General features: G+C 67.7%; 17 protein-coding genes. 5 read left to right on the forward strand and 12 right to left on the reverse strand.

Annotation, left to right across the window (positions count from 1 at the left end):
• The first annotated feature begins 25 nt into the window (after positions 1-25).
• The 3 genes from KXJ60_RS21290 to KXJ60_RS21300 all read left to right on the forward strand — a co-directional run bounded on the left by KXJ60_RS21290 (position 26) and on the right by KXJ60_RS21300 (position 3,462).
• Complete coding sequence (locus KXJ60_RS21290; RefSeq protein ID WP_291132332.1) at positions 26-1,189, forward strand: Gfo/Idh/MocA family oxidoreductase; 1,164 nt, start codon at positions 26-28, stop codon at positions 1,187-1,189.
• A 115-nt stretch (positions 1,190-1,304) separates the two neighbouring features.
• Positions 1,305-2,489 carry a dihydrodipicolinate synthase family protein gene (locus KXJ60_RS21295; RefSeq protein ID WP_291132335.1) on the forward strand — a complete coding sequence of 395 codons (1,185 nt, stop codon included), beginning with the start codon at positions 1,305-1,307 and terminating at the stop codon, positions 2,487-2,489.
• A 94-nt stretch (positions 2,490-2,583) separates the two neighbouring features.
• Positions 2,584-3,462, forward strand: coding sequence for a sugar phosphate isomerase/epimerase family protein (locus tag KXJ60_RS21300; protein ID WP_291132337.1), 879 nt, complete (start codon positions 2,584-2,586; stop codon positions 3,460-3,462).
• 24 nt (positions 3,463-3,486) lie between these two features.
• On the opposite strand, the gene KXJ60_RS21305 is transcribed toward KXJ60_RS21300, so the two are convergent.
• From KXJ60_RS21305 to KXJ60_RS21315, 3 genes are all read right to left on the reverse strand, one after another.
• The gene (locus KXJ60_RS21305) at positions 3,487-3,753 is read right to left on the reverse strand and encodes a hypothetical protein (RefSeq protein WP_291132340.1); all 267 of its coding nucleotides are present in this window, start codon (positions 3,751-3,753) and stop codon (positions 3,487-3,489) included.
• Positions 3,754-3,883: 130 nt separating this feature from the next.
• Complete coding sequence (locus tag KXJ60_RS21310; RefSeq protein WP_291132342.1) at positions 3,884-6,406, reverse strand: DUF1631 family protein; 2,523 nt, start codon at positions 6,404-6,406, stop codon at positions 3,884-3,886.
• Positions 6,407-6,582: 176 nt separating this feature from the next.
• Positions 6,583-7,836: an MFS transporter gene (locus KXJ60_RS21315; protein WP_291132345.1), complete on the reverse strand. Its 1,254-nt coding sequence runs from the start codon at positions 7,834-7,836 to the stop codon at positions 6,583-6,585.
• Between the two features lie 77 nt (positions 7,837-7,913).
• Here KXJ60_RS21315 and KXJ60_RS21320 point away from each other — a divergent pair, with 77 nt between their 5' ends.
• Together KXJ60_RS21320 and KXJ60_RS21325 are read left to right on the forward strand one after the other, a co-directional pair.
• Positions 7,914-8,762 (forward strand): helix-turn-helix transcriptional regulator, encoded by an 849-nt coding sequence (locus tag KXJ60_RS21320; protein ID WP_291132346.1) that lies wholly within the window; start codon positions 7,914-7,916, stop codon positions 8,760-8,762.
• 96 nt (positions 8,763-8,858) lie between these two features.
• Positions 8,859-9,110 (forward strand): hypothetical protein, encoded by a 252-nt coding sequence (locus KXJ60_RS21325; RefSeq protein WP_291132349.1) that lies wholly within the window; start codon positions 8,859-8,861, stop codon positions 9,108-9,110.
• A 24-nt stretch (positions 9,111-9,134) separates the two neighbouring features.
• On the opposite strand, the gene KXJ60_RS21330 is transcribed toward KXJ60_RS21325, so the two are convergent.
• The 9 genes from KXJ60_RS21330 to KXJ60_RS21370 form a co-directional block, all read right to left on the reverse strand.
• A complete protein-coding gene (locus tag KXJ60_RS21330; protein WP_291132352.1) occupies positions 9,135-10,556 on the reverse strand; it encodes an aldehyde dehydrogenase family protein in 1,422 nt (473 codons plus the stop codon).
• 75 nt (positions 10,557-10,631) lie between these two features.
• Complete coding sequence (gene clpB / locus KXJ60_RS21335) at positions 10,632-13,250, reverse strand: ATP-dependent chaperone ClpB (RefSeq protein WP_291132355.1); 2,619 nt, start codon at positions 13,248-13,250, stop codon at positions 10,632-10,634.
• Positions 13,251-13,359: 109 nt separating this feature from the next.
• Positions 13,360-14,142, reverse strand: a complete 783-nt coding sequence (locus KXJ60_RS21340) for a GNAT family N-acetyltransferase (RefSeq protein ID WP_291132357.1) — start codon at positions 14,140-14,142, stop codon at positions 13,360-13,362.
• Positions 14,135-14,608: a molybdopterin synthase catalytic subunit MoaE gene (gene moaE, locus KXJ60_RS21345; protein ID WP_291132360.1), complete on the reverse strand. Its 474-nt coding sequence runs from the start codon at positions 14,606-14,608 to the stop codon at positions 14,135-14,137. The genes KXJ60_RS21340 and moaE overlap by 8 nt, the downstream gene beginning before the upstream one ends.
• Position 14,609: 1 nt before the next feature.
• Positions 14,610-14,861 (reverse strand): molybdopterin converting factor subunit 1, encoded by a 252-nt coding sequence (gene moaD, locus KXJ60_RS21350; RefSeq protein WP_291132363.1) that lies wholly within the window; start codon positions 14,859-14,861, stop codon positions 14,610-14,612.
• On the reverse strand, positions 14,858-16,138 hold the full coding sequence (gene glp / locus KXJ60_RS21355) for a gephyrin-like molybdotransferase Glp (RefSeq protein WP_291132364.1): 1,281 nt from the start codon (positions 16,136-16,138) through the stop codon (positions 14,858-14,860). The genes moaD and glp overlap by 4 nt, the downstream gene beginning before the upstream one ends.
• The gene (gene mobB, locus KXJ60_RS21360; RefSeq protein ID WP_291132367.1) at positions 16,135-16,677 is read right to left on the reverse strand and encodes a molybdopterin-guanine dinucleotide biosynthesis protein B; all 543 of its coding nucleotides are present in this window, start codon (positions 16,675-16,677) and stop codon (positions 16,135-16,137) included. The genes glp and mobB overlap by 4 nt, the downstream gene beginning before the upstream one ends.
• Entirely contained in the window at positions 16,674-18,143 is a 1,470-nt protein-coding gene (thrC, locus tag KXJ60_RS21365) for a threonine synthase (RefSeq protein ID WP_291132370.1), read from the reverse strand. The genes mobB and thrC overlap by 4 nt, the downstream gene beginning before the upstream one ends.
• Positions 18,143-19,465 (reverse strand): homoserine dehydrogenase, encoded by a 1,323-nt coding sequence (locus KXJ60_RS21370; protein ID WP_291132373.1) that lies wholly within the window; start codon positions 19,463-19,465, stop codon positions 18,143-18,145. The genes thrC and KXJ60_RS21370 overlap by 1 nt, the downstream gene beginning before the upstream one ends.
• Positions 19,466-19,478 lie beyond the last annotated feature (13 nt).

The raw sequence follows: 19,478 nt of genomic DNA on the forward strand, positions 1-19,478 counted from the left end.
CGAAAGAAGAGAAGGAAACCGCACCATGGCAGTTCAACAACTCGGGATCATCATGCACGGCGTCACCGGGCGCATGGGCATGAACCAGCACCTGATCCGCTCCATCTGCGCCATTCGCGCCCAGGGCGGCGTGACGCTGTCCAACGGCGACAAGGTGATGCCCGACCCCATCCTGGTCGGCCGCAACGCCGAGAAGATGGAAGCGCTGGCCAAGGCCCACGGCATCGCACGCTGGGGCACCGACCTCGACGCCGCGCTGGCCAACCAGAGCGACACCGTCTTCTTCGACGCCGGCACCACCCAGATGCGCCCCACCCTGCTGGCCAAGGCCATCCGCGCCGGCAAGCACGTGTACTGCGAGAAGCCCATTGCCACCAACCTCAACGAGGCGGTGGAGATTGCGCGCCTGGCCGAGAGCTCGGGCCTGAAGCACGGCGCCGTGCAGGACAAGCTCTTCCTGCCCGGGCTGCGCAAGCTCGACATGCTGCGCCGCGCCGGCTTCTTCGGCCGCATGCTCAGCGTGCGCCTGGAGTTTGGCTACTGGGTGTTTGAAGGCGACCTGCAGCCCATCCAGCGCCCGAGCTGGAACTACCGCAAGGAAGACGGCGGCGGCATGATCCTGGACATGATGTGCCACTGGCGCTACGTGCTGGACAACCTGTTCGGTGAAGTCAAGTCGGTCTCGTGTATCGGCACCACGCACATCCCCACACGCTGGGACGAAGCCGGCAAGCCCTACGAGTGCACGGCCGACGACGCCGCCTACGCCACCGCCGAACTCACCGGCCACAACGGCGAACACGTGATCGCGCAGCTCAACATGAGCTGGGCCACCCGCGTGAACCGCGACGACCTCGTGACCTTCCACGTCGACGGCACGCACGGCTCGGCCGTGGCCACGCTCACCGGCTGCAAGGCGCAGAGCCGCGTGAACACGCCGCGCCCGGTGTGGAACCCGGATGTGAAGAACACGATGAACTTCTCCGAGCAGTGGCAGGACGTGCCGGACACGCAGGTGTACGACAACGGCTTCAAGATCCAGTGGGAACACTTCATCCGCCACGTGGTGGAAAACGAGCCCTACAAGTGGACGCTGCCCGAAGGCGCCAAGGGCGTGCAGCTGGTGGAAGCCGCGCTGGAGAGCTGGGAACAGCGCCGTTGGGTCGACGTGCCCGAACTAAAGATGTAACCCCCGCCGCGCTTCGCGCGACCCCCTTACAGGGGGCGACACCAGCCGTCCGGCAAAGCCGGCCCGGCGGTGTCTCTGGACTCAGTCACTTCGCGCGTTGCGCTGGAGCTTCTACATGACTCTCTCTCTCACCCTCCCCAACGCCTCGGGCAAGCTCGAGGCCTACACCCTGCGCGGCACGGCCCCGGCCAAGCCCGCCAAGGGCGTGAAGTTCAATCGCATCGCCTACTCGGCTGCCCACGTGGTGGCCAACCCGCTGGCCGCCATCGACCCCTGGCTGCAATGCGCCGTCGACTGGGACGCCACCATCGCCTACCGCCAGCACCTGTGGTCGCTGGGCATGGGCGTGGCCGAGGCCATGGACACCGCGCAGCGCGGCATGGGCATGGACTGGCCCACGTCGCTCGAACTCATCCGCCGCTCCATCGACGCCGCGCAAGACGTGCCCGGCGCGCTCGTGGCCTCCGGCTGCGGCACCGATCATCTGGTGCTGGAAGACGTCAAGTCTGTCGACGACGTGATCGCCGGCTACGAAATGCAGATGGCCGCCATTGAAAAGCTCGGCGGCAAGCTGATCGTCATGGCCAGCCGGGCGCTGGCCCGCGTGGCCCGCAGCCCGGCCGACTACGAGCGCGTGTACGACCGCATCCTGAGCCAGGCCAAACAGCCCGTGGTGCTGCACTGGCTGGGCGACATGTTCGACCCCGCCCTCAAGGGCTACTGGGGCAGCGACGATGCCGACAAGGCCATGGACACCGCACTGGCCGTGATCGCCGCGCACCCGAGCAAGGTGGACGGCATCAAGATCTCCCTGCTCGACAAGGACAAGGAGATCGCGATGCGCCGGCGCCTGCCGCCGGGCGTGCGCATGTACACCGGCGACGACTTCAACTACGCCGAGCTGATCGCCGGCGACGGCGTGGGCAGCGAGATCACGCACCGCCAGAGCGACGCGCTGCTGGGCATCTTCGATGCCATCGCACCGGCGGCCAGCGCGGCGCTGGGCGAGCTGGCGCAAGGCAACGTCGAGAAGTTCCACGAGATCCTCGGTCCCACGGTCCCGCTCTCGCGCCACATCTTCGCGGCGCCCACGCGCTTTTACAAAACCGGCGTGGTGTTCATGGCCTGGCTCAACGGCCACCAGACGCACTTCACGCTGGTGGGCGGGCAGCAGAGCACCCGTTCGCTGCCGCACCTGGCCGAGCTGTTCCGCCTGGCCGACGCCGCGAACCTGCTGGAGCAACCCGACCTGGCCGTGCAGCGCATGAGGACGCTGGCTGCCGTGCACGGGGTGGCCTGACAGCCCGTCGGGCTGAGCTTGTCGAAGCCCATCCCAACACCGCACGCGAGCCCTTCGACAAGCTCAGGGCGAACGGTTTCTCTGGACAGCATCCATGCGCGACTTCTCGCAAGACCACCACTGGCTCTCCATCAACACCGCCACCGTGCGCAAGAGCCGGGGCGCCGACCTCCCGCTCACCGACATCCTCGATGCTTGCGCGCGCCATGGCATCGGCGCGGTGTCGCCCTGGCGCGACCAGGTGGCAGCCGTCGGGCTCAAGACCGTGTCGGCGCAAGTCAAGTCGCTCGGCCTGAAGCTCTCCGGCTATTGCCGTGGCGGCATGTTCCCGGCGGTGGACGCCGCCGGCCTGCAGGCTGCGCGCGACGACAACCGCCGCGCGGTCGACGAGGCCTGTGAACTCAACGCCCCGTGCCTGGTGCTGGTGGTGGGCGCCCTGCCCGGTGCACTGGCCGGCAAGGCCGCGCACAAAGACATGGGCCGCTCGCGCCAGCAGGTGCACGACGGCATTGCCGAACTGCTCGAATACGCCCGCACCTGCGGCATGCCGCTGGCCATCGAGCCGCTGCACCCCATGTACGCCGCTGACCGCGCGTGCATCAACACCATGGAGCAGGCGCTCGATGTGTGCGATGCACTGGACCCCGCCAGGAGCGGCGCGCTCGGCGTGGCGGTGGACGTGTACCACGTGTGGTGGGACCCGAAGCTGCAAGCGCAGATCGAGCGCGCCGGGCGCTCGCGCCTGCTGGCCTTTCATGTGTGCGACTGGCTCACGCCCACCACCGACCTGCTCAACGACCGGGGGATGATGGGCGATGGCGTGATCGATATTCCGCGCATCCGCGGCTGGGTCGAAGCCCAAGGCTTCTCGGGCTTCAGCGAGGTGGAGATCTTTTCCACCGGACACTGGTGGCAGCGGCCGCACGACGAGGTGCTCAAGACCTGCATCGAGCGGCACCGCAGCGCAGTGTGAGGCGCCGCAACCGCTGCGCCGTGCTCAGCGCAGCGGCACTTCGGTGCTGGCGGTCAGCACCGCCGCGCCCCGCTCGGGCTGGGCACGTTTCTCGTCGGCGAGGATGAGCGAGCCGGTGGTGCGCTGCTGAATGCGGCGCTGTTCACCCCGCTCCGTGATGCCGTTGAGCACGGCAATGAACCATATGAGCAGCAGGCCGGCGGCAGCAAACAACACCCACACCAAGGCCCCGGAAGCCGAGTCCATCCACTCGGGGGTTGCGCTGCGGACCTTGTAGGCAGACCGGTTCATGGGGAGCTCCTCGATGCGTTGTGGGTATGGAACGCATCATGGTGGCGGTCGATGGCCGGCCTTGTCGGCGGGCGGCGGCAAGCGTTGTAGGAATGCGCCGACACGGTCGGCGCGGTGGCGCCTGTGCCGCTCAGGCGGCGGCGGATTCGCGGCGCAGCGGCGACTGCTCGGCCACCATGGCCTCCAGCGCTTTCTGCACCACCCCTTGGGCATTGACCGGGCGCAGCAGGCGGCTGGCGATCAACCGTTCGCAACTGCGCTTGGTCATGGAGTGCGGGCGTCCGCCCCGGCTCACGAACATGAACAGCGTGCCCTTGCTGCTGGCCCAGATGAGCTGGGCGCGCAGCCACTCCCGGTGCGAATACAGGTCGACCCAGTCGCCCTCGCGAAGCCCCGCCAGCGTGGCCGCCGCGTTGATGTCGTCGATCTCGACCTCTTCGGCCAGGGCAGCCGCGTGGGAATCGTCGGCAGCAGCCCGAGCCACCAGCTCGGTGTCTTCCAGGTCGCCGTAGTCGGTGGGCATGGTGTCTTCAAAACCCGCCGCTTCCAGCTCGCGCTTGCCCAGCCAGGGTTGGGCGCGCGGCCTGGGCTTGCGCTGCTCGGGCGTGGCCGGCAGGGTTTCGTCCAGGTCCATCGACATGGAGGACGGCACGTCGTCCAGCGGCATCGAGCCCGAATGCTCCATCTGCGGCGAGCCGGAGAGGCTGGCATCGGCGCGGATGCGCGCGCGGCGCAGGCCCAGCACCGGTGCGTGCAGGCGCATGAGCGCGTCAAAGAAGGGTTTGGTTTCCTCGCGGGTCTTGCCCAGCATGTCCAGGCCGGCGTGCAGCGTGGCCAGCATGCCGGGGACCATGGCGAAGAGTTCTTTTGGCCGCTTGAGCGTGACTTCCTTCTTCACGCTCCACAGCAGGTTGGACACCACCTTGCGGTAGCCACCCGGATCGGCCTCGCCTTCCGGGCCACCGAGCCTGGCGGAGGCAATCACCAGCGCCCACGGCCCGTAGAGAAAGTCGAGGATCACACCCGGCGCGTTGTCCACATCAGGGCGCTGGCTGAGCTCCCAGGCGATCTGGTCCGCCATGGCCTGCCGCTCTTCGGCATAGCGGATGGACTGCAGGCTGTTGTCCTGCAGCGCGAGTTCTTTCTGGTCCTGCGCTTCCCAGCCCTGGCGCAGCTCGGTGAGCACATCGGCAAACGGTTGGGGATCGCGCGTGGCGGTGGCGTTGAGCTCGTTGAAAGCCCGCTGCACCGGCTGGAAGAAACTGTCGAACTCTTCCGAGAACTCGTCGTTGAACTTGAAGCTGCGCTGCGCGACGCTCTCGATCAGGCGGCGCGCCGGATGCTCGTCTTCGTTGAAGAAGCGCGGGTTGGCCATGGCCAGGCGCAGCAGCGCGGGCTCCAGCGCCACCACCGCTTCGCGCACCGGGCCCAGCAGCAGCGGGTCGCTCGCCACCTGGCTCACCAGCGTGCGCACCAGGTCCAGGCCCACGGCCTGGCTCACGCGCTGCGCCTTCTGCTTGAGGTGCATCAGCACGCGCGAGCGCTCGTGCGCTGCCGCGTAAGTGCCCCAGGCCTTGTGGCTGAGCTGGCTGGAGATGCCCACCTCGCGCGCGGGCCGGTCCACCACCGGCAGGTCGCGGTACTGGGTCTGCTGCTCCAGGATCATGGACTCGTCGAGCACCGGGATGGCGGCAAACGCCTCGATGGCGGCGAGCTCCTCGCTCACCTGCTCGTAGTAGTCCGGGGTCAGGTGGCGGTCAAAGTGCTTGCCGCCCTGGTTGAGGAATTCATGAAACACCTGGTGGTCCACGCCAGACTGCATGCGCGCGAGCGTCTGCATGGGCGGCAACTGGTCGGCGCTGGACCAGGTGGACGCATGAAAGCCGCTGTTCCCGTGCTCACCCACGTCCTGCCATTGGCTGCTGCGCGACACGCCCAGCGCGGCCGCGCGCGAAGAGAGCCCCAGCCCGCCAGAGCGCGTGGACAGGGCACCCGAGCGCGTGGACGAGCCTTCCTCGACCAGCCGCACCCGGTAGCCGGCCTCCTGCACATTGGCGCGCTGCAGCATCAGCGCCACGCGTTCGTAGAGTTTTTGCAGCTCGCGCGCCAGCGCGTCGCCCATGTGGCGCAGCCACAGCGCGCGCACCTCGGGCTCGGACTCGGCCGACGCCATGAGCTCGCGCAGCGCGCGCACGAACACCGAAGGGCGCATGGGGTTGCGCTCGGCCTGCACGGTCTGCAAACCGATCACCGAGCTGATCAGCGCGTCCAGCACGGTGAGCTGTTGTTCCAGCACCGGCATGAGGCTGTGCACGAGGCGCGCGGATTCGAGCGATTCATTGACCGCGTCGTCCTCCACCAGCGACAGGAGAGACGACTCCGACAGCAGCGCCGGCCGCGAGGTGTTGGCCTCGGGCGAGGCCATGAGCGCGTCGCGCAGGTGCTGGGGGAAAGTCTGGCCCCACTGGATCTTGTTCTGCAGCAGGCCCCACCAGGCCAGCGCCAGGCGGTCGCGCTGCGCCACTTCCCGCGACGCCTTCTCGGCCGCCTGCAGGCTGGCGATGGCCGAGTCGGCGCAGCGCGCCAGCATCTCGGGGGCGCCAGACAGCGCTTCCTGGAAGCACTGTTGCAACAAACGGGAGGGCGCCATCATGGGCGGTGAGCGGAAATCGGTAAACGGGCGGGGGTATCGATCAAGCCGCTTTTATACCCGTTGGCGAAGCCCCCCGCCTGATGCACGTCAAATATTCGGCAGCCGGGCACAACACGTGCTCCGGCGGCTGGGACAGCGCTGGCCGTGCGGTGCCGCGCCGGGACTTTTCGGCCGGCTCAGGCCGCTGCCAGCGGCGTGCGCCGCACCCGGCGCACGTTGAAGGCGCTGGCAATGAGCACCGCCTGCACCACGGCCAGACCGATGAGCACGCCCCGGAACTGGCCATGGTCCATCAGCACCCCAAAGATGAGCGGCGAGATGGCCTGCCCGATGTCCAGCCCCGAATACACCACGCCGTAGACGCGCCCGGTGGCGTTGTCCGGGGTGGACTTCTTCACCAGCAGGTCGCGCGACGGCCCGGCAATGCCGGCCGAAAAGCCCATGGCGCCAAACAGCACCGGCACCGCAGCGGCCGGCACATGGCCAAACGCCAGCAGCAGTGCCACACAGGCCGCCAGGCCAAAACCCACGCCCACCACGCGCTCGCAGCGCGCCGGGTCCGAGGCCAGAAAGCCGCCCAGCACCATGCCGCCCGCGGAGCACACCATGTAAATGGTGAGGCAGACCGCCACCAGCGCGATGGGCACCGCGTGCAGCTGGCGCGCGGCTTCCGGCGCAAACGCCTGCACCACGCTCAGCGACATGGCATAGAAGAAAAAGAAGCCAAAGCACATCCACACGGCGGGAATGCGCAGGAAGGCCATCGGGTCTTCCGCGGCGGCCTGGCCATGTCCCTGCGCGGGGCCTTGCACCGGCTTGGGCGCTGCAGGCAGGCTCAGGCGCTCCCGGTTGAACCACAGCACCGCCAGCACCGCAAACGCCAGCACGCCCGCGCTGGCCAGCGCTGCACGCCACGAAAACGCCAGCGCAATCGGCACCATCATGGCGGGCGCCAGCGCCCAGCCCAGGCTGCCGGTGATGCCGTGCACGCTGTAGGCGTGGCCCAGGCGCGGCGCGCTCACCTTGCGGTTGAGCAGCGTGTAGTCCACCGGGTGGAACACACCGTTGCCGGTGCCCGCGATCACGGCGAAGAAAGCCATCATCCAGTAGCTGGTGCTGGCCGCAAAACCGAACGCCGCCACGCCCAGCATCGCCAGCCCGGCAAACAGCACCGGGCGCGGCCCGAGCCGGTCCACCAGAAACCCCGAGGCCGTCTGCACCGCGCAGGAGGTGACGAAAAACACCGTCATGAGAAAGCCCAGCTCGGCGTAGCTCGCGTTGAACGCGTCCTTGAGCCAAGGGAACAGCGGCGCCAGCAGCAGCTGGCTGAAGTGGCTCACCATGTGAGCCAGGCCCACCAGCCCGATAAGGCTGGCGTCCTGCCGGAACGCCACGGCTGGCAAGGTTTGGGTGGTGCTGGATGACGACATGGCGCGATCGTAGGCGCAAGGCCTTCTGCCGAATTGCGATGATCTGTCAGAATTCAGCGGAAATCCGCCAAAGCAACATGGCCACCCGCCACGCCACCATGCAACGCCGTGCCAGCCCGATTCCCCTGGGGGACACCGACCCCTTCACACCCGATGCCGCACGCCCGGTGCGCGTGCGGGCACGCTCCCTGAGCGCCGACGCGCATTTCGACCCGCACCGCCACCCCTGGGGCCAGCTCGCCTACTGCACCACCGGCATCCTGCAGGCGATGGCCGCACCCGACGAGCCCAACCTGCAAGCCGTCACCTACATCGTGCCGCCCTCGCGCGCGGTGTGGTTCCCGCCCGGCATGCGCCATGCCGTCACGGTGCGCGAGGCGGCTGAATTCCGCACGCTGTATGTGCACGCCGATGCGGTGCCCGCGGGGTGGACGTCGTGCCGGATGATCGTGGTCTCGCCCTTGCTGCGCGAACTCATCCAGGCCATGGACGCAGCCACACGCCGGGCGGCCGAACCCTCGCGCGACCAGCTGCTGATCCAGCTCGTGCTCGACGAACTGGCCCACGCCGACACGCACTCGCTGGGCGTGCCGCTGCCACGCGACAAACGCCTGCGCGCACTGTGCGAGGCGGTGCTCAACGCGCCGGGCGAGCGCGCCACGCTGGCGCAATGGGCGGCCGACACCGGCGCCAGCGAGCGCACGGTGGCCAGGCTTTTCCGTGAAGAGCTGGGCACCACCTACCAGCAATGGCGGCAGCAGGCGGTGCTGGCGCACGCCCTGCCCTTGCTGGCGCGCGGCATGCCCATCAGCCAGGTGGCCGCCGCCACCGGCTACGCCAGCGACAGCGCCTTCAGCGCGATGTTCAAGGCAGCCATGGGCCACCCGCCCACCCGCTGGGGCCTGCAAGGCGACGGCCAGCGCTGAACGGCGCGATCTGGTTCAAACCGCTGTCATATCTGACAGGCAGCATCGCCAGGGTGCGGTCCAGAATCGTCCGCAGGTTTTCAGGGACGAAAAACAATGAACAGCATCCGGCGCTACGCCAAGACCACCCGCGCCTGGGACGCCCTGGCGCGGCCCGACATCCTGGGTCGAAAGGCCCACACCTTGCTGCTGATGGCCAATGGCCGGCGCAGCGAAAATGAGCTCGGCCGTCTGCTCGGCGAAGACGTGTCGGGCGTGCTGCAGTGGCTGCTGCAGCAGGGTTACCTGCAGTGCACCCAGCCCGCCCACACCGTGGAAACCGACGACGACATCGTGGCCGGCGCCTGAGCCGCGCCCAAGCGGCGCGACCGCTCAGAGCCAGCGTTTGAGCAAGCCCATCACCCGCTGGAACCTGGCGCCATAAGGCGGATAGAACAGCTGGCCCATGGCCCAGCGCGACTGCACCAGCACCGGCTTTTGCTGCGTGAAGCGCAGGAAACCCGCCTCGCCGTGGTACGAGCCCCAACCGCTCTCGCCCACGCCACCAAAGGGCAAGCCCTCGTGGGCCACGTGCATCAAGGTGTCGTTGACCGTGACGCCGCCACTGACCGTGCGCGCCAGCAGGCGGTCGCACGCGGCCCGGTCGCTGCCGAACCAGTACAGCGCGAGTGGGCGCGGGCGCTGGTTGATGAACGCCACGGCGCCATCGAGCGTGTCGTACGGCAACACGGGCAGGATGGGGCCGAAGATTTCTTCGTCCATCAGGCGCGAACCCGGCGCGGGATCGAACACCAGCGAAGGACGCATTTGCCTCGTGCTGCCCGCCTCGCCCTCCGGCGGTGCCACATCCACCACGCGGGCGCCGCCCGCCCGCGCCTCATCCAGCAAGGCAGCCAGCCGGGCGAGGTGCCGTTCGCTCACGATGGCCGCGTAATCGGGGTTGCCGGACACGGTGGGAAAAAGGCGCGCCACGGCCTGGGCGTAGGCCCGCTCGAACGCCGCCTCGCGCCCGCGTGGCAGCAGCACATAGTCGGGTGCGATGCAGGTCTGCCCGGCGTTGAGCAGCTTGCCGTGGGCGATCTTGACCGCTGCATCGTTCAGGTCGCAAGACGCGTCGACCACGCACGGCGACTTGCCGCCCAGCTCAAGCGTGGTGGGCGTGAGGTTGGCAGCAGCAGCGGCTGCCACCTGCCGGCCCACCGACGTGGAGCCGGTGAAGAACAGGTGGTCGAATGGCAGCTTCGAAAACTCCTGGGCCACGTCCGGCCCGCCCAGGGCCACACAGAATTCGTCGGCCGAAAACACCTCATGCACGAGCCGGGCCATGAGGGCCGAGGTGTGGGGTGTGAGCTCGCTGGGTTTGAGCATCACGCGATTGCCCGCGGCCAGCGCGGCGGCAGCGGGGCCGAAGGTCAGCTGCAGCGGGTAGTTCCATGGACCGATGACGCCCACCACGCCCAGCGGCTGGCGCTGGATGTGCCCACTCGCAGGCAGCAGGTACAGCGGCGTGGCCACGCGTTGCGGCTTCATCCAGCGCGGCAGCTTGTCGTGCAGCTGCGCCATGCCGGCGCGCAGCACAAACAAGTCGGCCGCCTCGGTCAGCTGGGGCGAACGCACACCAAAGTCGGCCTGCACCGCTTCGGCCAGTGCTGCGGCGTGGGCATCGATGAGCGCACGCAGACGCCCCAGCCGGTCGCGCCGCAGCGCCAGGGGCACCTCCACCTGCGCGCGGCTGGCGTTGTGCTGGGCGTCAAACAGCGCCCTGAGGGGAAGGGTGGGGGGTATCTGCGTCATCGGTTCATGATAGGCCGCGAGCCCCCGCACCGGTAGGTCTGCGCCCCCATCCGCGACGGACGGAGGCGCCACCGCTCAGGCCTGGGCGAGCGCGTCGCCGAACTCGAACACACCCGGGTTCTGCACCGGGTCCACGTCCACCGGAATCGACGATTTCGGCGGGTAGCGGCCCTCCAGCAAGAACTTCGAGAGCGGGTTCTCGATGCGCTGCTGGATCGCGCGCTTCAGGGGCCGCGCGCCAAACACCGGGTCGAAGCCGACCTTGGCCAGCTCGGCCAGCGCCGCGGGCGACACCTGCAGGTGCAGGTCCATCTTGGCCAGGCGCGCTTCGAGCACCTTGAGCTGGATCGCTGCGATGGACTCGATGTGCTGGGCATCCAGCGCGTGAAACACCACCGTCTCGTCGATGCGGTTCAAGAACTCCGGGCGGAAGTGGTTCTTGAGCTCGCCCCACACCGCGTCCTTCACGTCTTCGTACGACTCGCCCACCATCGCCTGTATCAGGTGCGAGCCGATGTTGCTCGTCATCACGATCACGGTGTTCTTGAAGTCCACGGTGCGGCCCTGGCCATCGGTAAGGCGCCCGTCGTCCAGCACCTGCAGCAGCACGTTGAACACGTCCGGGTGGGCTTTCTCCACCTCGTCGAGCAGCAGCACGCTGTAGGGCTTGCGGCGCACGGCTTCGGTGAGGTAGCCGCCCTCCTCGTAGCCCACGTAACCGGGCGGCGCGCCAATGAGGCGGGCCACCGAATGCTTCTCCATGAACTCACTCATGTCGATGCGCACCAGGTGGTCTTCGCTGTCGAACAGGAAGCCGGCCAGCGCCTTGCACAGCTCGGTCTTGCCCACGCCCGTGGGGCCGAGGAACAGGAAGGAACCGGTCGGGCGGTTGGGGTCGGACAGGCCCGAGCGCGAGCGGCGGATGGCGTTGGCCACGGCGCCGATGGCCTCGTCCTGGCCCACCACGCGCTCGTGCAATTTGCCTTCCATCAGCAGCAGCTTGTCGCGCTCGCCCTGCATGAGCTTGGCCACCGGGATGCCGGTGGCGCGCGCCACCACCTCGGCGATTTCTTCGGCGCCCACTTGCGTGCGCAGCAGCTGCGGGCGGCCCTTGCCGTCCTTGTTCTGCGCCTTGCCCGACTCCACCGCCTGCGCGTCCTTCAGGCGCTTTTCCAGCTCGGGCAGCTTGCCGTACTGCAGTTCAGCGACCTTGTTGAAGTCGCCCTTGTCGGTGAAGGTCTTGATCTGCGAGCGGATGCGGTCCATTTCCTCCATCACGTCCTTGGAGCCCAGGGCCGCGGCCTTCTCGGCCTTCCAGATTTCGTCGTAGTCGGAGATCTCTTTCTCCAGCCGGCCAATCTCTTCCTCGATCAAGCCAAAGCGCTTTTGCGAGGCCTCGTCCTTCTCGCGGCGCACGGCCTCGCGCTCGATCTGCAGCTGGATCAGGCGGCGGTCCAGCCGGTCCATCACCTCGGGCTTGGAGTCAAGCTCGATCTTGATCTTGGACGCGGCTTCGTCGATCAGGTCGATCGCCTTGTCGGGCAGGAAGCGGTCGGTGATGTAGCGGTGGCTGAGCTCGGCCGCGGCGACGATGGCCGGGTCGGTGATCTGCACGCCGTGGTGCACTTCGTACTTTTCCTGCAGGCCGCGCAGGATGGCGATGGTCGCCTCCACGCTGGGCTCGCCCACCAGGATCTTCTGGAAGCGGCGTTCCAGCGCGGCATCTTTCTCGATGTACTTGCGGTATTCGTCGAGCGTGGTGGCGCCCACGCAGTGCAGCTCGCCGCGCGCGAGCGCCGGCTTGAGCATGTTGCCCGCGTCCATCGCGCCTTCGGCCTTGCCCGCGCCCACCATGGTGTGCAGCTCGTCGATGAAGACGATGGTCTGCCCTTCGTCCTTGGCCAGTTCGTTCAGCACGGTTTTCAGGCGCTCTTCGAACTCGCCGCGGAACTTGGCGCCGGCCAGCAGCGCGGCCATGTCCAGGCTCAGCACGCGCTTGCCCTTGAGCGAATCGGGCACCTCGCCCGCCACGATGCGCTGCGCCAGACCTTCGACGATGGCGGTCTTGCCCACGCCGGGTTCACCGATGAGCACCGGGTTGTTCTTGGTGCGGCGCTGCAGCACCTGAATGGCGCGGCGAATTTCGTCGTCGCGGCCGATCACCGGGTCCAGCTTGCCCAGGCGGGCGCGCTCGGTGAGGTCGAGCGTGTATTTCTTGAGCGCCTCGCGCTGGCCTTCGGCCTCGGGGCTGTCCATCTTCTGGCCGCCGCGCACCGCCGTGATGGCCGCTTCCAGGCTCTTGCGGTTGAGGCCGTTTTCGTTCGCGATGCGAGCCAGCTCGCCTTTGCCGTCGGCCACGGCGAGCAGAAAGAGTTCGCTGGCAATGAACTGGTCGCCGCGCTTGATGGCCTCCTTCTCGGTGGCCTGCAGCAGCTTGGCCAGCTCCTGCCCCACCTGCACCTGGTCCTGCCCCTGCACTTCGGGCAGGCGCTTCACGGCGGCTTCCACCGCTTTGGTGAGGCCGGGCACGTTCACGCCCGCGCGCTGCAGCAAAGACTGCGGGCCGTCGGCCTGGCGCAGCAGGGCCAGCAGCAGGTGGGCGGGTTCGATGTAGGCGTGGTCGGCGCCCAGGGCCAGCGTCTGGGCCTCGCTCAGGGCTTCCTGGAACTTCGTGGTGAGTTTGTCGAGTCGCATGTCGGGGCTCTCCGTGTATTCAGAACTGCACCGCAGTTGGGTGTGTTCGCCCCATTTTCAAGCCGCAGGCGCACCGGCGCACGCCTGGCCGCGCCGCCCTTGATGCAGATCAAGCCCCGGTGGATCGCAGCTTGCGCCAGTACGCGTAGGTCCAGGCGGTGGTGAAACCCAGGCGCGCATAGAGCGAAAGCGCCGGCGCGTTGCTCGCGTCCACCTGCAGGAAGACGCGGTCAATGCCGCGCTGCTGCGCCTGCAGCGCCATGGTGCACAGCAGGCTTCCAGCGAGCCCGCGTCCCCGGTGGGCGGCCGCCGTGCGCATGCCATGCACGCCCAGCCAGCCATGGCCGAACGAGGCCGCGCCACACGCCAGCGTCTGGCCGTTCTCGCGGACGCTGGCAAACAGGGTGTCGTGCGCTCGGCCCAGCGAGCGGGCGCGGCTCGCTCCATCCACCGGGTCCAGGCCTTCGCCCAGAAACATGGCCATCCACGCCGCGTCCGGGGCCGGTTCGAGTTCGCCAGCTGGCGATGCCGGGCCTGCGAGCACATCGGCCACCCGCGCGGTCTGGGTCAGCGTGGGTTGAACGCGCGAGAAGCCCAGGCGTTGCAGCGCGCGGTGCATGCCATAGAAGGCCGGAAGCTCAGGCAACCGAAACACCGGCGCGAACCCGCGCGCGCTGTAGCGCTTGGCGATGCTGGCGGCCAGGGCCGGATCCGGCGTGTCGTGCGACAAGGGCACCGCGCTGTGCGCCCGGCCCACCGTGCCGCTGTCCATGGGGAGGAGCCAGCCGGGCATCACCTCCAGCGCCTCGGGCGCAACGGCCTGCAGCGTGGCGCGCTCCAGGCTTTCGATGTCGGCGGCTCGCCAGCGCCGGCGGGGCAAGGCCTCAGCCATTTTTGGCTTCAATGCCCCAGCGGGCGAGCGCTGCATCGTCGCTCACGCGGGCATCCACCCAGCGTGCGCCCTCGGGCGTCTGCTCTTTCTTCCAGAAAGGCGCCTGGGTCTTGAGGTAATCCATCAGGAACTCGCACGCCTTGAAGCTCTCGCCCCGGTGCGCGGAGGTCACAGCCACGAGCACGATCTGGTCCAGCGGCTGCAGCAGGCCGACGCGGTGGATCACGCGCGCGCCATAGAGGTCAAAGCGCTCGAAAGCCTGGTCGATCATGGCTTCGATGGACTTCTCGGTCATGCCCGGGTAGTGCTCCAGCTCCAGGGTGCTCACGTCCTGGCCGTCGTTGCGGTCGCGCACGGTGCCCACAAAGCTGCACACCGCGCCCACGCGACGGTCCTGCTCGCGCAGCTGCGCCACCTCGGTGGACAGATCGAAGTCCTCGGTCTGGATGCGGACCCGTGCAGTCACCTCAGCCTCCCGTGACCGGTGGGAAGAAACCGACTTCGGCGCCCTCGCTCAACGCCGCCGTCTCGTCGCTCATGGTCTGGTTGAGTGCCACGCGCACCGCGCGGCCCGGGGCCAGCGCTTGCGCATACGCCCCACCGCGCGCTGCCAGCTCGGCGCGCAGGGCTGCGAGCGTGGCCGCCTGGGTATCCATCGACTCGCTGCCGGTGCCCAGGGCCTCGCGGATGGAGGCGAAATAGCGCAGGTGAACTTTCATGCGAGGAGGTCCGCAAACGATATGTAGGAGACGAGGTCGCCCTGGGCGATGGTGGTGCCGGCCGGGTTGTCGACCAGCCCGTCGCCCCAGACGGCGGAAGTGAGCACGCCCGAGCTCTGGTTGGGGAACAGGTCGAGCCCGCCGGCCGCGTTGCGGCGAACGCGCAGGAACTCGCGGCGCTTGTCGGCCCGCGCCACGGTGAAGTGCGCGGGCAGCGAGGTGGCAGGCGGCAGGGCCTGCAGGCGGCTCGCCGGCACGCCCTGCAACTTCAGCAGGAAGGGCCGCACCAGCAGCAAGAACGTGACGAAGCTCGACACGGGATTGCCCGGCAGGCCAATGAAGTGGCACGCTGCCCCGGGTGTGTCGCGGCGCACGGTGCCATAGGCGAACGGTTTGCCCGGTTTCATGCCGATCTGCCAGAGATCGAGGCTGCCCAGCGCCTGCACGGAGGGCTTGATGTGGTCTTCTTCACCCACCGACACGCCGCCGCTGGTGAGGATCAGGTCGTGGTGGTCGGCGGCGGTCTTCAGGGCAGCGAGCGTCGCCTCGCGCCGGTCGGGCACGATGCCCAGGTCGCTCACCTCGCAGCCCATGCGTTGCAACAAGGCGCGCAGAAAGAACCGGTTCGAGTTGTAGATGGCGCCTGGCTTCATGGCCTCGGGCGGTACGTCGCCGGGCATCACCAGTTCGTCGCCAGTGGAAAAAAGCGCCACGCGCGGGCGCGCCAGCACGCTGAGATGGGACAGGCCAAGGCTCGCCGCCAGGCCCAGGCTCGCGGGCGACAGTCGCTCGCCCCGCGCCAGCACCACCGCGCCGCGCGTGACGTCTTCGCCCGCGCGCCGCACCCACTGGCCGACCTCGGGCACGGCCTGGATGTGCACGGCGTGGATGTCGCCACCGACCTCCACCGTGTCTTCCTGCATCACCACGGCATCGGCACCCGCCGGCATGGGCGCACCCGTGAAGATGCGCGCGCAGGTACCGGGTTCCAGCGCATGGCCGGCATGGCCGGCGGCGATGCGCTGGCTCACGCGCAGCACGGTGCCCGCCTCGGTCACGTCGGCCACGCGCAGTGCGTAGCCGTCCATGGACGAGTTGTCATTGGGCGGCACCTGCAGGGCCGAGGTCAGGTCTTGCGCCAGCACGCGCCGGTCGGCATCGAACGTGGCCACGGTCTCCGTGGCGCTCAACGCCTGCACGCGATTCAACAGGTCGTGCATGGCATCGACCAGTGACATCAACGGGGCACGCGCGGCAGCGGGTTTGGGTGCATTCATGGCGGGAGGGAGGCCGGGTCGGCCCGGTAGGCGAAGCGGTCTGCATTGTCGAGCAACCAGAGCGCCACATCATCCGGGCGGTTCAAATCCAGCACCGGGCGTGGGGTGGGTTCGGGCAAGGCCTGCGGGCTGTCGGTGGCCACGGCAAGGATGTGGGCGTCGGCCGGGTAGCGCACCGGTTTGCCGCTGGCCTCGCGCCACACCTCCACCTTGAAGAGATCGCTATCCTTGAAACCTTCCACCAGCACCCAGTCCACAGACGGGTGCAACTCGGCGATGAGGCTGTGCACGGAATGCGTCACGCGCTCCTGCAGCTCGCGCATGATCACCAGCCGCCGCGGCGAGGCAGCCAACACCTCGAACGCACCGGCTTCGCGGTGGCGCCAGGTGTCCTTGCCGGGGTGGTCAATGTCGAAATTGTGGTGGGCGTGCTTGACCACCGAGACGCGCTGTCCACGCAGCTGAAGCGCAGGGATCAGTTGTTCGACCAGCGTGGTCTTGCCGGATCCGGAGTAGCCTGCGAATCCGACGACCTTCATGCGCCGGTCGTGCAGTGGTCGACGATGAAAGCCTGCACGGCCGGCGTGCTGGCAGGCATCACCTTCACGCGTTTGGGCAGGTCTTCGATGCCGATGAACTGCACCGGACGGTCGGGCTGCTGCCCCAACGCCTCCACAATGGTTTCGGCAAACTTGATGGGCAGCGCGGTTTCCAGCACGACCATGGGGGTTGCGTCCTCGCGGTGTTCGAGCGCCACCTTCACGCCGTCGGCCGTGTGGGTGTCGATCATCAGCCGATAGCGCTGGTACACGCTGCGGATGGTGTCGAGGCGGTTGGCGTGTGTGCTCTTGCCGCTTCGAAATCCATAGCGCGATGCCGCTTGGGCAAACGCCGGGTCAGCGCTCAAGTCGAACCGCCCTTCGGCCGCGAGGGCGGGCCCAAACAGGCGCTTCACGCGCTCACCGTCGCGCTCCAGCAGGTCGAACACAAAACGCTCGAAGTTGCTGGCCTTGGAGATATCCATCGACGGACTGGACGTCTCATGGGTGTCTGCGCTGCCGCGCACGCGGTACACGCCGGTGCGGAAGAACTCGTCCAGCACGTCGTTCTCGTTGGTGGCGACCACCAGCGTGCGGATGGGCAAGCCCATCTGGCGCGCGACATGTCCAGCGCACACGTTGCCAAAGTTGCCGCTGGGCACCGTGAAGGACACCTGCTGCGTGTTCTGTTGCGTGGCCTGAAAGTAGCCCGCGAAGTAGTACACCACCTGCGCCAACAGCCGCGCCCAGTTGATCGAGTTGACGGTCCCGATCTTGTGAGCACGTTTGAATTCGAGGTCGTTGCTGACCGCCTTGACGATGTCCTGGCAGTCGTCGAACACCCCTTCAACCGCGATGTTGTGGATGTTCTCGTCCATCAGGCTGAACATCTGCGCCTGCTGGAAAGGGCTCATGCGGCCGTGGGGGCTGAGCATGAAAACACGGACCCCCTTCTTGCCACGCATGGCGTATTCCGCTGCGCTGCCGGTGTCGCCGGAAGTCGCCCCCAGGATGTTGAGCTCTTCGCCGCGTCGCGCCAGTTCGTACTCGAAGAGGTTGCCCAACAGCTGCATCGCCATGTCCTTGAAGGCCAGCGTGGGGCCATTGGACAGCGCCTCAAGGTAAAAACCCGCTTGCGGACCCTGCGCTGAAGGCGCCTCCAGCGTCTTCAACGGCACGATCTGCGGCGTGCCGAACACCGCTTCGGTGTATGTCTTCTCACACAGCGCGCGCAGGTCGGCGGCGGGAATGTCGTCGATGTAAAGCGAGAGCACCTCGAACGCCAGCGACGCATAACCACCCGCGCGACCGCCATCGAACGCCTCGCGCAAGCGCTGCAGCGTGGACGCATCGACCGCGGGGTACCGCTCCGGCAGGTACAGGCCACCGTCGGGCGCGAGCCCTTCCAGAAGGATTTCGCAGAAGCGCTTGCGGTCTGCGTGACCGCGGGTCGAGATGTAGCGCATCAGTTCAGCTCTTCCTTGCGGATGCGCACGATCGGCGCAAGCACCGTCGGCAGCTTCTGCAACTGCGACAGGGCGTCGGTCATCGTGCCCTCACGCGTGTCGTGCGTGAGGATGATCAGGTCGGTGGACGTGCCGCCTTCGCCGCTCACCTCATCCGCTTCGCGCTGCAGCACCGCGTCGATGCTGATGCCCGCGCCCGCCAGCAGGCCCGTCACCTGGGCCAGCACACCCGCTTCGTCGGCCACGCGCAAGCGAAGGTAGTAGCTCGTCACGACCTCGCTCATGGGCAGCACCAGCAGATCGCTCATGGCGTCCGGCTGGAACGCCAGATGGGGCACGCGCTGGTGCGGGTCGGCCGTATGCAGGCGGGTGATGTCCACGAGATCGGCGATCACCGCGCTGGCGGTGGGCTCACTGCCGGCGCCCTTGCCGTAGTAGAGCGTCGCGCCCACCGCATCGCCCTGCACCACTACCGCATTCATCGCGCCTTCCACATTGGCAATCAAACGCTTGGCCGGCACCAGGCTCGGGTGCACACGCAACTCGATCCCCTTGGCCGTGCGTTTGGTGATGCCCAGCAACTTGATGCGGTAGCCGAGCTGCTCGGCGTACTTGATATCGGTTGCACCCAGCTGGGTGATGCCTTCGACATACGCCTTTTCGAACTGCACGGGAATGCCGAACGCGATCGCGCTCATGAGCGTGACCTTGTGAGCGGCATCCACGCCTTCAATGTCGAAGGTCGGATCGGCCTCGGCATAGCCCAGGCGCTGCGCTTCCTTGAGCACCACATCGAAGTCCAGCCCCTTGTCGCGCATCTCGGACAGGATGAAGTTCGTCGTGCCGTTGATGATGCCGGCAATCCATTGAATGCTGTTGGCGGTCAAGCCCTCGCGCAGCGCCTTGATGATGGGGATGCCGCCGGCCACAGCCGCCTCGAACGCCACCATCACTCCTTTGGCGGAGGCCGCTGCAAAGATCTCCGTGCCATGAACCGCCAGCAGGGCCTTGTTGGCGGTCACCACATGCTTGCCGGCCGCAATGGCTTCCAGCACCAACGCCTTGGCAATGCCATAGCCGCCAATGAGTTCGATCACGATGTCGATCTCGGGGTTGGCAATCACCGCACGCGCATCGTTCACCACCGTCACGCCCGACCCCACGATGGACTGCGCACGCGCGGTGTCCAGATCCGCCACCATGGTGATTTCAATGCCACGGCCAGCCCGCCTGCGGATCTCTTCCTGATTGCGCTTGAGCACGTTGAACGTGCCACTGCCCACGGTACCTATGCCCAGAAGGCCAACTTGGATCGGTTTCATATCGGTGATCTTG

Origin of the sequence: Hydrogenophaga sp. (genome assembly GCF_019264445.1) — a bacterium.
Taxonomy (GTDB): domain Bacteria; phylum Pseudomonadota; class Gammaproteobacteria; order Burkholderiales; family Burkholderiaceae_C; genus Hydrogenophaga.